This is a genomic window from Endobacter medicaginis, assembly GCF_014192375.1.
GTDB lineage: Bacteria > Pseudomonadota > Alphaproteobacteria > Acetobacterales > Acetobacteraceae > Endobacter > Endobacter medicaginis.
The window spans coordinates 287951-301440 of sequence record NZ_JACHXV010000002.1; the positions used below are offsets into that span (position 1 = coordinate 287951).

Annotated in this window: 11 protein-coding genes and 1 other annotated feature; of the genes, 5 read left to right on the forward strand and 6 right to left on the reverse strand. The window is 58.7% G+C overall.

Going from position 1 to position 13490, the window contains the following annotated elements; translation table 11 throughout:
• Positions 1-38: 38 nt before the first annotated feature.
• On the forward strand, positions 39-1436 hold the full coding sequence (locus FHR90_RS03455; protein WP_176622111.1) for a hypothetical protein: 1398 nt from the start codon (positions 39-41) through the stop codon (positions 1434-1436).
• Positions 1437-1663: 227 nt separating this feature from the next.
• Here the strand turns inward: FHR90_RS03455 and FHR90_RS03460 are convergent, their stop codons facing one another.
• Positions 1664-2482 carry a hypothetical protein gene (locus FHR90_RS03460; protein ID WP_183274754.1) on the reverse strand — a complete coding sequence of 273 codons (819 nt, stop codon included), beginning with the start codon at positions 2480-2482 and terminating at the stop codon, positions 1664-1666.
• On the opposite strand from FHR90_RS03460, the gene FHR90_RS03465 reads away from it, so the two are divergent.
• Positions 2414-3642 (forward strand): IS3 family transposase gene (locus FHR90_RS03465; protein WP_176622113.1). Its coding sequence is split into 2 segments (ribosomal slippage): positions 2414-2705 and positions 2705-3642, totalling 1230 coding nucleotides; the frame shifts between segments, so codons are not numbered across the junction. The two genes, FHR90_RS03460 and FHR90_RS03465, sit on opposite strands and share 69 nt — an antisense overlap.
• Positions 2695-2811: a sequence feature (AL1L pseudoknot), on the forward strand. (Overlaps the previous gene by 117 nt.)
• A gap of 580 nt (positions 3643-4222) precedes the next feature.
• Here the strand turns inward: FHR90_RS03465 and FHR90_RS03470 are convergent.
• From FHR90_RS03470 to FHR90_RS03480, 3 genes are all read right to left on the reverse strand, one after another.
• Positions 4223-5068 (reverse strand): ParA family protein, encoded by an 846-nt coding sequence (locus tag FHR90_RS03470; protein WP_176622114.1) that lies wholly within the window; start codon positions 5066-5068, stop codon positions 4223-4225.
• Positions 5069-5139: 71 nt separating this feature from the next.
• Entirely contained in the window at positions 5140-6216 is a 1077-nt protein-coding gene (locus FHR90_RS03475) for a DNA cytosine methyltransferase (protein WP_176622115.1), read from the reverse strand.
• A complete protein-coding gene (locus FHR90_RS03480) occupies positions 6213-8330 on the reverse strand; it encodes an ATP-binding protein (RefSeq protein WP_176622116.1) in 2118 nt (705 codons plus the stop codon). The genes FHR90_RS03475 and FHR90_RS03480 overlap by 4 nt, the downstream gene beginning before the upstream one ends.
• Before the next feature lie 709 nt (positions 8331-9039).
• Here FHR90_RS03480 and FHR90_RS17210 point away from each other — a divergent pair.
• The 3 genes from FHR90_RS17210 to FHR90_RS03490 all read left to right on the forward strand — a co-directional run bounded on the left by FHR90_RS17210 (position 9040) and on the right by FHR90_RS03490 (position 10371).
• Entirely contained in the window at positions 9040-9213 is a 174-nt protein-coding gene (locus tag FHR90_RS17210) for a hypothetical protein (RefSeq protein ID WP_218061927.1), read from the forward strand.
• 26 nt (positions 9214-9239) lie between these two features.
• Positions 9240-9632, forward strand: coding sequence for a class I SAM-dependent methyltransferase (locus tag FHR90_RS17215; protein ID WP_218061928.1), 393 nt, complete (start codon positions 9240-9242; stop codon positions 9630-9632).
• 433 nt (positions 9633-10065) lie between these two features.
• The gene (locus FHR90_RS03490) at positions 10066-10371 is read left to right on the forward strand and encodes a hypothetical protein (RefSeq protein ID WP_176622117.1); all 306 of its coding nucleotides are present in this window, start codon (positions 10066-10068) and stop codon (positions 10369-10371) included.
• A 567-nt stretch (positions 10372-10938) separates the two neighbouring features.
• Here FHR90_RS03490 and FHR90_RS03495 read toward each other — a convergent pair.
• Positions 10939-12147: a tyrosine-type recombinase/integrase gene (locus FHR90_RS03495; protein WP_176622118.1), complete on the reverse strand. Its 1209-nt coding sequence runs from the start codon at positions 12145-12147 to the stop codon at positions 10939-10941.
• 170 nt (positions 12148-12317) lie between these two features.
• Positions 12318-13490 (reverse strand): acyl-CoA dehydrogenase family protein, encoded by a 1173-nt coding sequence (locus FHR90_RS03500; protein ID WP_183274755.1) that lies wholly within the window; start codon positions 13488-13490, stop codon positions 12318-12320.

Consider the following 13490-nt stretch of genomic DNA (forward strand, 5'->3'; position numbering starts at 1 on the left):
AGGGATAGCGGGTTAACCCTTTCCAGGTAGAAAGGGTTATGGCCAACACGTCGGGCAATGCGGGCTCGTTCCGCCAGGAGACTTTCACTCGGCCGTCGCTGCGCGCTGCGGCGCGACACGAAGAGCGCAAGGACGTCACCGGTCGGGGTGACCCAGCGCGGGGGATATCGGGTCGGGTGGTGCGGCCGGTCCCGCCGCTGGTGTGGCGCGCCGGGCTGATCGAGGTGCCCGAGGGATGGTCGGCGGACGGTGATTGGGATTGCGGGCTTGAGGCCGATTACGAGGCACACGTCGCCGGTGTGCGGCGTCACGGCAAGGTCGGCGACGATCTGGGGCTGCACGCGCTCCTGCAGTTTCCCGCACTGCTGCCCGTCGAGAACGAAGCCGACGAGCGGCGCATGCTGCAGGCAGCGGTGTCGTTCGTGGACCGGACGCATGGTGGCCGTGCGGTCTTTCATGCGCGGCTCGACCGGGATGAGGACGGCCGGCGGACGGTCGATGTGTTCTTCGTGCCGACGTATGAGAAGGCTCTCCGCAAGGGGGCCAAGGCTTCGGCGGTATCGGGCGAGCGCTGGGCATCGCTTTCGAAGCACCAGAAGGACCTCGCCGCGGCACAGGGGCTTCCGGTCGACAAGATCGGCCGTGGGCGTGCGCTTCAGACCGCTTGGTACGAGCACCTCCGCGACGAGATGGGGCTGGAATGGGCGGAGCGCGGTGCGTCGAAGAATAAGGGGCGCGATCGTGTCGAGCCGGAGATCTACAAACTCCGCCGCGAGCGGGAGGCGGCGGAGGCTGCCCAGGCTGCTGCCGAGCAGGCATTGGCGGATTTGAAGGCACGTCAGGTCGAACTGTCGAGGCGCGAGGAGAACGTATTGCGCGGCGAGATGACCGTCAGAACGCTAATCAGTCAGCAGCGGTATGCGGAGGAGCGCATCAAGGCTGATCGTCAGGCACTTCAGCGGCGGGAGGATGCTGCTGCTGTGGAGGCGTTCAAGATGGCGGATATACGCACGGAGTGGGAGCGAAAGGCCGCTGCCTCCGAGGCCCAACACGCCGAGCGTCTACGACAGCATCGGGTCCACCTCGAGAAAACCTGGCGGCAGCAGGACGAGCGGGAGCGTGCGCTTGAAGAACGTGAGAAGCGGGTGGCCTCATTGGAGGACCGTGACAGAGCCGTGCAGGCGGGCATGCAGGCGTTTCTGAACGGTGACATCGTGAAGGTCACGGTCAATCCAGAAGGTGAGGCACAGTTATGGCCCAGGAATGGTTTCAACCCCGAGGTCCTCAAAAAACTCATCTCAGAATGGCGGGCGGAAGTGGTCAAATGGCTCCAGTTCCTGCAGACTTTGTTTGCCGGAGTGGAGCCTGCAAAGCGACGCGAGCAGGCGCCGACGGTGATCGCCAGACGTCAGCGGCGGGGCATGGAGATGGATTGATCTGCCCGCTCGTATATGTCGGCAGCGTAGGATCGTGTCTATGCCTTGGCTCTTGCCGGGGAGCCGTAAAAAAACGAGCTTCGTCCAGAGTCTTTCGACAGGTCTCAGAAAATGAGATGAGACACGGGACCCGCGCATACATGTCGTCGAGGTCATGCTCACGGCCGGATGGCAGTGTCCGGTCTGGAGTAGGTATCCGTGCCAAAGGAGTTCTCGGCGTCGCGTCCCTACCCGGGATACACCTCTGCCTCCGCCGGCCGCCGACCGACGAACCAGACAGGATCCGGCACCGCTCCGGGCGTCCGCACCACCAATGCTGTTTGCCTGCCGTCCTCGAGCAGTATCTCAGCCTCCGCGTAACCCGTCATGAACGCTCGCACGGCCTTGCAAGCCACGATCGTCGGCTGACCGCGCCCAACCAGCCGACCATCGGCCACGAGGCCGACCGATTGTGCACGGTTCGCATCGATGGGGCGCAGTGCGCCGCTGTCCAGTTCGTGAAGCACGTAGATGTCCCGACTCGGGTCGTAGACCGCGAAACCATGGATTGGCAGGTAGTCCCACTCGAGGTCGGTCACACTGACGCGGCCCGGCTCCCATCCCAGGACGGTATGCGCGCGAACCGGGCCGCTTGGAGCATCAATGAGAGGGTATTCGCCTGGTCGAGCGACAACAACCGCAACCGGCGACGGTATCTGGGAGGCCTTCGCAAGCACAGCTTGAGTGGCAGCCAACTGCTCGGTCAGCTTCCCAGCGTGACGGAGAATGCCGACCTCGTGGGTCTGGCCCCCAAGGCTCAATAGCACAGTGCGCCGGTCGAGGAGGAAGAGTTCAACGCCCATGTCTGACCTTACATATATGTTGTGTAGCGATAGCCCACAGATTTTTTCAAAAGTGGTCGATTGAACCGCGCCGGGTTTGTCGGAGTGAACCGCGCCGGAATTGGCGGAGACCATTTTTCGTAAGAAGAGGGTCTGATGAGCCATCCTGTGAAGAAATTTTCGCCTGAGGTCCGCGCCCGCGCGGTTCGGCTGGTTGTAGATCATGCGACGGAGCATCCGTCGCGCTGGGCAGCGATGGTGTCGGTTGCGGAAAAGATTGGCTGCTCGGCGCACACGCTCAACGAATGGATCGGCAAAGCGGAGGTCGAGAGCGGTCAACGGGCGGGCATCCCCGCCGAGACGGCCGATCGGCTCAAAGCACTGGAACGCGAGGTTCGCGAGTTACGGCAGGCGAACGAGATCCTACGGAAAGCTTCGGCGTATTTCGCCCAGGCGGAGCTCGACCGCCCGTTGCGGAAATGACGGAATTCGTCGATGCACACCGTGCCGCATACGGGGTCGAGCCGATCTGCCGCCAATTGCAGATCGCCCCGTCGGCCTATTACGAGCGGGTGCGTAAGGGCCACCAACCGCAGCGCCGGTCCGCGCGTCGGCAGCGCGACGACGCGTTGAAGCCTGAAATCCTGCTTGTTTTCAATGAGAACTTCGCGGTCTACGGTGTCCGCAAGGTCTGGCGACAGATGCGGCGGGAGGGTGTTTCAGTCGCCCGATGCACGGTTGCGCGACTGATGCGTGAACTCGGTTTGCAGGGCGTCATCCGCGGCAGGACGAAACGTACGACGATCAGCGACAGGACTGCGCCATGCCCGTTCGACAAGGTGAACCGCCATTTCAGGGCACCAGCGCCGAACCGGCTGTGGGTGTCGGATTTCACCTATGTCGTGACCTGGACGGGCTTCGTCTACGTGGCGTTCGTCATCGATGTTTTCGCCCGCTCAATCGTCGGCTGGCGCGTCAGCCGCACGGCGCATACGAGCTTCGTGCTCGATGCGCTGGAACAGGCGATCCACGCCCGTTGCCCGTCAGGAGCCGACAGGTTGATCTGCCACTCGGATCGCGGCAGCCAATATGTCGCCATTCGCTATACCGAGCGCCTGGCCGAGGCCGGGATCGAGCCCTCCGTGGGCAGCGTCGGGGATTCCTATGACAATGCCCTGGCCGAAACCATCAACGGCCTGTTCAAGGCCGAGGTGATCCACAGGCGCGGGCCGTGGCGCTCGTTCGAGGCCGTCGAATACGCCACCCTCGAATGGGTCGACTGGTTCAACAACCGCCGCATCCTCGAGCCTATCTGCAACATCACCCCAGCCGAGGCCGAGCAACGATATTATGCAGCCATGGACCCAGTCCGCATGGCCGCGTAATTTGATCAAATCACTCTCCGCCAATTCCGGCGCGGTTCACGCTACTCTCGGGGTGGCTCACTGTCGGGAGGACCGCTGGATACTGGAGCAGACTGGCTGCCCCGCATGCTTTCACCCGCTTCTCTGATTGCATTCGATATAGGCTCAAGCTGCGTAGGCCCGGAGTGATGAGACCGTTCAGCTAGCGTCTCCAATCCCTTGGTCGACATCTCTATAAGAATCGGAAGCATCCGCTTGAACGCTTGGCTCCGATCACTCACATTTTTTGCATCTTTCTGATGGGCGGAAAGGAACGCCCTTCCATCAGACACCTTGGGAAAGGCATCCCCGCTGTCGTAGGCAGATGCGAGCCGCAGCAGTGCTTCTCGCTTGATCGCGTCAACTTCCATTTCTTCGACAAGCGATACGGCTGACTTGAGCGCTCTTGCCTTACCAGCTTTCTTTCTTGCAGAAGGCAGGTTTATTGGTGCTTGTGCATGTCGGTTTAACGATGCCGCTACCGCCTCTCGGCCCCAAACATCAATCAGTGTATCGAGAAGGCGATTTAGCGCGTCTTCGCCGGTGGTTCCACGCCGCATTATCAAACTCCGAGGTGATCCAACAGGTCTTTCGCTAAGCTAGGGAAATACGCAGCATCGCCTTGATGGGAATAATCGCCTCGCATCAGCTTTGGATACCCTCGGGAATGGTACATCTGACGAGGGAAAATATACCAGTCGTTCTTCTTGCACTCAATCGCGATGGCTTCCATAGCGCGCTGTTTCTCAGGACCACCATCATTACCGCCATCATAGAAAGCATTATTGATGATAACACCTGCAACTTCGATGGAGTGAGCCTTATTGCGTCGACGAAAATTCGATAGTGACTCAGCAAGAAGCGGAAAGCCAATAGTTGCAAAAAACTCAGGCTTTACCGGAATCAAAACATAGTCACTTGCGTGATATGCTGCCGTAGTAAATACCGACTCTGTTGGTGAGCAGTCTATTAATATGAGATCCTTTTCTTTGTAATTTTTGGCTAAGAACCGAGCCAAGATTCTTGGATCAGGTCTTATGGCATTCGTTAGAGCATCAGAAAAATCGAAGCGCGATGGGATAAGATCAAGGCGTCGATCTCCACTCTCCAGTATCATCTGCGTAACATGATCTGTGGAAAGCGGCTGCGCTCCGCCACCACCCTTCGCGGGCGGCATGTAATCCGCAAAGACCTCGACTATCGATCCCCCATTTCCTTTAATAAAGGCCGTATAGCTCTGATGCATCAATCCTTGACTGAGGTTTGCTTGGGGATCGAGATCAATAGCCAGCACGTTCTTCTTGCGCGTATTAAAAGCGTATCGACTTAGGAGCGCGGTAATCGTCGATTTGCCGACCCCACCCTTCAAGTTTATAACGCACACCGTTAGCGGTTTTTTATCAGTCAAAGCTCGTCCCCTTAACGCCTCATCCGTAGTGTGCGTGCGATGAGTCCTCGGCCATTCAGATAGCCTACATCCTAGTCCGCTCTATGCGTGAGAATCGATTTGCCGACTTCCTTAGCTATCGCCTCCGCAAAGGTGCAAGGCAATGCATTCCCCACTATCGCGCATGCATGCTCGAAGGCATCGGTTTCAAAGTGGTAGTCCTGTGGAAATGTCTGAAGAAGCGCAGCCTCGCGCAGAGAAATGGTTCGTAGTTTATCAGGGTGACCAAAACGGCCCTTGCTTAGGGTGGTGCAACCAGCGGTAATAGTCGGCGATGGTTCATCCCATGACATCCGCCCGTAAACGTTAGAAAAGCCGCTGTAGCCCCCTCTGTGACAGGGCGGTCGGAGATGATCTGGCGTGTCAGAACCGTTCGCCCCTGCCTTTGCTTGAGCTAGTCGCTCGCGGTTTGCATCAGACAGCTTCCGAACGACATGCCAATCAAACAAATGCGCTCCGCCGTTTTTTGAGGCTTCGACAAACTGCATGGCATCATTCATGTGTCCGATCGCCTCCCGGACCGTTTTCCACCGCTTCTTCCCAGCGGCCTCTACCCGTGCATGGGTGGCGGGGGGCATCTCGATCTTGAAGCCTTTCCCAGCTAGCAATACCAGCCGACGACGCATCTGGGGGACACCATAATCAGCTACCTGAAGCACACTCCAATTGCAGATGTACCCATTATCTTCCAGGCGACTGACCAAGTCGTCGAACAAAGGCCGCCCCTTTCCGGCGAGCCCTGGCACGTTCTCGATCATAACCGCAGTTGGGGCGATTTCCTCTGTGAGGCGAGCTACCTCAGAAACGAGAACGTTCCTAGGGTCGTCTCTTCGATACTTTGACGTGAGGCTGGAAAAGCCTTGGCACGGGGGGCAAGCCGCAAGGACATCGATCGCGCCACCGCCAAGATCAAGCAGCGTTTGACCCGATATTTCCCTGACATCTTGTCGAAAGACCTGTACATTTGGGTGGTTCGCCTTGAAGGTCGCGGCGGCATGACGTTCGATCTCGATCGCAGCGACAGCGCGAAAACCTGCCCGATCCAGACCCACTGCCAGCCCGCCCCCCCCAGCGAATATCTCGACTGCGGTTAAACGCTTATCTTTCATGACGCCAATGCCAGCTTCTTTTGACGGTTAGCTTCTTCCAAGAAGTCCTTATGCATATGCTGCGTCCGGCGCAGGAAGTTTGTCCAAGTAATTTGCTCCACAACGCGGTCTTCTTTATATGAATCAAAAGCACGCTTTTGCGCGCCTGAGAGGCCTATTTCGTCGCAGACTAAAGTCACGAAGAACCTTTTGAAAATAGCCCTAAATTCCTCATGCCCCGGCAGGTTCAGGAAATTGTCCATGGTATCTATGTAGACTTGAATGCGATCCCATTCATCATTCTTTATGCTGTGGCCGCCACGCTTTATCTCGATGATCTGGAGGCCATAATCCTGGCTAGACAATACAAAGTCTGGCCTCTTGCCTTTGGCATTGAACTTGTTCAAATGGATCTCTTGCCCTGTTTCTTTCTTGAAGTATTTCTCAAATTCGTCTTTCAGTGTCGAAAGCGACTGGTTCGAGGTGATCGGCGACCACTGAGGATTGATAAGCCACGGAGCCTCTTCAATGGAATCCTGTAAGGCTTGCTCCAGCTTCGATGGGTCGTCCTTTAGATTGATGATCTTTTCGATCACCTGTACCCGCTTCTCCGCAATCATCCCATACGATGATAACTCTGCTACACGGGCCGTGCGAAGGATGGATGCGAGGACGCCAACCGCTCCTTCGCCTTCTTCCGCCGCCTCGCGGAGCGTATCGTCCAGTGTGACGTGCGGGCCAAGCATCAAGCTCAGTTGCACGAGCGCGTCCACATGCTCTTGATCTTCTATTTCTCCTTGCCGAAGTCTTTCGCCCATCATCTTTGCTATGCGCAACGTGGTATCGCGAATCGGCTTCCACTCGTCACCGGGGAATTGCTGCTGTATGCGCTCGACGACATTGCCTGCCTTGAGGAAGTCGACTGTCGCTTGCTTTTTCAACGGCTCTCGTGAGAGCGTGCCTAGCAGCTTTACAACGCTCTGACCCCAGTTCTCTAGGCGCTGACCGAGATCGTCTGACCAAAGGATATCGCGACGATCAGTCTGAATGAGGTCTTCGCTTTCATCCAACCAATCGGCCTCAAGTTCGCCGACCAAATAGCTGCGAACCTGATACTCGCCTGTGAACCCTGACTTGAGATTGAACAGGGGCGTTTGCGCCGCAATCTTCCCTCTGCAGTAGATGCGAACGCCTGCCATCAGCTCATCGCGGTAGGACTCCTTCGCATAGGCAATCCAGCCTTTGACCGGATAAAAGCGTCCATCTGAATGGACGAAGCCCGCACTGAAGCCCAGCAGTTGATTCCCATCCGGACCGATCGCCTGCCATTCGGACATTTGGCTTGCTGCGGTAGCCTCGGTATCGTTGCCCGTGAATGTCACCATAGTGTTAGGCATAGTTTCGATGCTGAACGATCCGACCATAGCCTCGCGCGAGGGAGTGCCGACAGCCTTCTCGGTATCGACGAGCTTCACCGACCAGTTTGCTGCCGATACGCCGAATCGCTGAGATAACTGGCGCGAAAATGTAGGCATCTCTGGCACCATACGGCGAATAAAATCGCTTAGGATCAATGTCGTGCCGTGCTGAGAGCTGACGCGCTTGTCGAGCGCACCGATTTCCGGACGGTATTCATCATCATGATCGGTCATGATATCTGACCGCTTCATGACGAAGTGAGATGTTAAGTATCCCTTCGCGGGTTTACCCTCAGCATCCAAGCCATCCACTAAATCACCGCCGGCGCTAATTACCTCGATCGTATTGCAAATCCCAAACGGTGCCAGCTTACCTACGCCCTTTCTGCCCATCACCCTCCGCTTGTATTTGGTGCTTAGATTTCCTCGCTTCGGGTCCTTTCGACGCTCGCCGCCAACCTTTAAATAGAACGGATTGACGACATCGGGTTCCATCCCAATACCGTTGTCTTGGACAACGATCCTGTAGCCGGCGTCTCCCTTCGATGTCGCGAGATATGTTCCCATCGGGGCTTCAATAGTAACCTCGGTGGCGTCAGCATCATAGCTATTAGCCACAAGCTCTGCCATCACGGCGGAGACGCGATCGTATAACTTCACGCCCAGCTTATCTACCGTAAGCCGGGAGATCGTCATAACATATTCGCCGGTTGCCATGCTTCCCCCGTATTCTTAAACGCACTCTACAAGTGTGTTCTTTTCTGCTGAAATATAATAGATGGATAGAGCGACTAACTGAGTCCCACGACTAATCTGGTGCTCAATGCAGCGCCTAATGCAGAGAAAACCAAAGACAAATTATCCATATTTGGGTTTCCCTTATCAGATAGCATGCGATGCAAACTCTTACTTGGACGCCCTATTTCAGATGCGAGGCCTTCAAAGCCAATCGATGCATTCACGAGATCTCGCAATGCGAGACGAGAGGCGCGCGCATCTCCGATCAGGAAATGCGTTGCAGCCCGCTGCAACAGGGCAGTATGATCGGTACTGCCTATTTCCTGTATCGTCGCCATCTATCCCCCAATCGGCCGATACCACCCGATGCTGAAGACCATCGAGCGCCCATGAGGCTTGGGGCTCGAAAGCGATTCGGCATTATACGAGAGGCATGGTAACCTTTAGGTTACCGGAGGTCTATCGAAATCGAAAGCTAGGGGCTCCGCCCCACGCGGGGGGTCAAGGGATCGCTGGCGCTCGCCCGGGCCGGTATCCCCGGCCTTCCTCCATGTCGTTGCTCCGTTCCGTGCAGGTCGGGCGAGCGTCCTCCAGCTCGGACGCCCTTGCTCCTTGCTACCCCGCTCTCGCCGAGGGACTGGAGGTCAGACGCGGCGCTGCGCTGACCTCCAGCACGAAGGACAAGGCCATGACCACAACCGCCCAGGCTCCCCGCAACGTGATCTTCAACGGCGATTGCATCGACGTGATGCAGGCGTTCGATACCGGCAGTGTCGACTTCATCCTGACCGATCCGCCCTATGTCACGACCGCGACCGGCAGGGGCGTAGCGTCGCCAACGACGACAACGGCCGCTGGCTGAAACTCGCCTTCGCCGAATTACACCGCGTGTTGAAGGACGGCGGCTTCGCGGTCAGCTTCTACGGCTGGAACAAGGTGGACCTGTTCATGGAGGCATGGCGCGCGGCAGGGTTCCGCATCGTCGGGCATCTGGTGTTCCGCAAGCGGTACGCCTCGTCGTCGCGGTTCCTGCGCTACGAGCACGAACAGGCGTATCTTCTGGCCAAGGACAATCCCCGGATGCCGGTGCGCGTGATCCCCGACGTGATCGGCTTCCCCTACCCACGACAGGGTTGCGAAGGCTGCCCGGTAAGCGTGAGTCAGGGTCGTGCCATCGAGCCGAGGCAACAAGGTCATCGCACCCGCTACATCGTCACCGCCAGCCGTTGGCCCGCGTGCGCCGCAGCTCCCTCGGACAAGCCAGGACGCCGTGCAGCGTAGCTGCGATCAGCGCGGCGAGCGCGGGGCTGACAATGGCGAGCGCCACGCCTTCGCCCGCCACGCGTACCGTGCCGAAGATGCCGGTCTGAGGTGGTCCTGTCCAACGAGACGGGACCACCTCACCGGCGCGGCCCGCCGATTGCCCTCCATAGCCCGATATTGCCGCCGATCACCGCGTACCATCGTGCGGTATAGCAAGCCGCCATTTCCACGTTATTGCCTGATACTTGCGTGCCCAAGCCGACAATGCGGCCGCTTTCGACCAGCTTTCGCCACTTATCTGCTGGCTCTTGAATGGCCTGTGTCGCAGGAACCTGCCTGCTGCCAATTATGGCTGACCGGTCCACCACAACCCTTATCGAAAAATTATAGCTCGCCTATTTACGTCTTATCGTATATATGGTGTGTGTAGAATTCAGATTAGGAGTTCCGAATGAGCCTGACCATGCGACAAATCGACGATTTTATCGACGTCGCCATAGACCGCCTATCAGGAGAAGAGGGGGTTGCCATAAGCAGGTTTTATATTGATCTGCGTGACTACCAGCAGCGCATCACCCCAAAATTGGTGGAGCAGTGTGTGAGCATTTGCGAGTCACGCGGGCTTTCCGCCGAACGCCAAGGCGACGGGCTGCAAATCCTTGTGAATTTGAATAGTTGCTTGATGAATCACAGTCAGGCGGTAGCTTATCGTACAGCTTTGGCCTTTACGAAGAGCCAATATGGTAATCACACTTGAAAGTTTATCAGAAGCATTATTCGCTGTATGATTTCTGGATAAGGATTTATTAATTATGCCTGACAGGCGACTGGACAAGTATCATTCCAATTTCACTTCGTAAGACTCTGACTTCGAAGAGACTGCTCGCAACATCGTCGAGCTTGATCCGAGAATGAAAAAACTTCGAGGTGCAAGCAATAGAGACGGCGATGATGGCCTTTATGAGAACGAAGAAGCTGGCGATCGCTTAACAGCCGAAGCTAAGCATTACAGGGAGCACTAGCCAGTCCCAAAGCGAGATATCGTTAGCCTTAGAGAGACAACAGCTAGAAATAATTCGCTGGGCAATGGCAAGGGGTGTGGACGACTCTACTCTACATCCGGTCGTCTCAGCCAACCAGCGAAAGCAGAGCTTCGGGATGCGCAGAGAAGTAGTGAGGATATCAGTGTGAACCTTTACGCTGAATTGAAGGAGCTGGTTGCCAGCGAAACCACCCTAAATCAATCCTCTATTCCGCTCAAGGCCTCGCTCGTTGAGAAAGGGTGCCGAACAAAATCTGAACCGCCCCGGAATTGGCTGAGGCTTCATATCTCGAGAGATCGGACCATCCCACAGCAAAATGAATTCCACGTCTGCATCATCTCGCGGCGCTTGTCGAACAGATCGCCACGCCGATAAGCGGCCTCGACCTTGTCGCGGATGACATGCGCCAGCGCCATCTCCGCGACATCGCCCGGAAAGTCGGTCTCCTCCGCCACCCAGTCGCGGAACCCCGATCGCAGCCCGTGGACCGTCACATTATCCGACCCGGCCGCCGCGTGCAGGGCCTTCGACAGCGCGACATCACTTAGCGGGCGACCCTCACGCCCGCCGGGGAAGACAAAGCGATCGGATTGCACGCCGAAGAGCTTCAATTCCTCCAGGATCGATAGAGCCTGCTCCGAGAGCGGCACGCGGTGGTCTCGGCGGCTTTTCATGCGACTGGCCGGGATCACCCACAGCCCGCGATCGATGTCGACCTCCTTCCAGGTCATACCCCGAACCATGTCAGAGCGTGACGCAGTCAGGCACACGAAGCGGACAGCCATCGCAGCCATGCCGCCCTGGCCGGCCAGTCGTTGCATGACGCCGGGGAGCTCACGATACGGGGTGGCCGCAAAATTCCGAACGGGTGCTACGGCCGAGGGACGCGGTAGGATAGTGGCCAGATGGCCGCGCCATCGCGCCGGGTTCTCACCGGCATACCAGCCCTGGCTGCGAGCGTAGTCGATGATGCGCTCGATGCGGCCGCGCAACCGGCTCGCGGTTTCGGTCGTGCTGCTCCATAGCGGCCGCAGAACGCTCAGGACGTCGTCGGTAACCAGGGACTGGATCGGGCGGCTCCCGATGGTTGGGTAGACATGATGCGAAAGGGAGCTGCGCCAGATCGGCACCGCCCTGGGGTCGCGCCAGCCAGGTGCCTGCTCGGTGATATATGTCTCGGCGACCTGCTCGAAGGTTCTTTCGCTGGACCTGTTCCGACGGTTCTCCCGGTCATCGATTGGATCAATCCCGGAGAGCAGCAGGCGCCGGGCATCAGCAGCGATCTCCCGAGCCTCCGCGAGCGAGATATCGCGGGCAGGGCCCAGCCCCATCTCGCGGCGCTTGCGGGAAGCCGGGCTGGTATAGCGGAAGGTCCAGGCCCGGGTCTCGCCGCGGATGGTGATCCATAAATTGCCGCCATCGCCATGCACGCCGTCCGGCAATGTTGCGAGTTTACGGGCGGTCAACCGGTTCGGTGGACGCCTGCTCATTAGGATTCCTATCCCATCTTCAGTCCCACCTTAATGCCTGCGTTTTTCTGCGTCGAGATGCGTCGTCGGGCGTTGTTGATTTGGCGTAAAACACTGAAAAGACGCCGATATGACATCGCCATGCGTCGTCGTGAGGGCATATATCGGTGGACACCCCATCCGCCATTTTGTCAGCCCAGCGCCCGAGCACCCGCAGCGGCCAGCACCGCGTCGCCTTGTGGGGTGTGGATGCGGCCGCACAGAACGTTGCGGTAATGGCGCTCCAACGGGTTGTCCAAGTTGAGCGCGGGATTGCCGATCGCGGCGACGGCGCGCCCGACCGCATCGATCGCCGCTTCGGTCACGTTGTGCTTGACCAGCAATGCATCGGCGCCAAGACCTCGCCCGCTGTCGTCGCGCTGATAGGCGAATTCGAGCTGCGCCTCGTTTGCCAGCAGCAGCGCGTCGATCTCGCCGAGCAGGGACCGAAACCGCGGCAACGTGGCCAGCGGTGCGCCCAGATTGGACGGTGTGCGGGCCTTGAGAAACCCTACCAGCCAGTCGCGGGCCTCGCGGGCGATGGCGTCGTACAGTGCGGCGATGGCGATGGTGGATTCGAACGCCGCCGACAGCTCCTCGCCCGGTGCCGCATCCGGACGGTTGAGATTGACCAGCCAGCGGGCGGGGATCTCGACATTCTCGAAATGGATCGTATGGCTGCCGGTGGCCCGCATGCCGAGCTGATTCCAGCTCCGCTCGATGCGCACCCCGGGACGGTCCAGACGCACCAGCACCTGGCCCACCCGCGGGCTCGCCTCGTCGGTCGCCGCCCAGACCACGCCCCAGCCCAGCGCCTCCGAGCCGGTGGAGAAGATCTTGCAGCCGTTCAGGCGCCACACCCCGTCGTGAAGGCTCACCCGGGTCGCCGGCAGCCCGCCGCGCGCCGGCGTGCCGAGCTCGGGTTCAACGCGCAGCGCGTTGACCAGCGCGCCCTCGTCGCGGATCGAGGCGAACAGCTCCGCCTTGACCGCATCGTCCCAGGCCGCCGAGCGGCCGACGCTGCCCGATTGCAGATACTGCATCGCCAGAATCAGCGCGGTGGACGGGTCGCCGCGTGCGACATCGGCGACGATGGTCGAGATCCGCCGCAGCCCGATCGCCCGGCCGCCATGTGCCCGCGGCAGGGCGAGAGCCAGCAGCCCGGCCTCGCGCAACTCCGCGAGATTGTCGAACGCGATCTCGCCCGAGCGGTCATATCCCGCGGCACGCGCGGCGAAGCGCGGCCTCAGCACGGCCAGTGCTGCATCGATGCGGTCGTCGTCCTGCGCCTCGTCCACGGCGATCCTCGTTGATTGTCCGTCCAT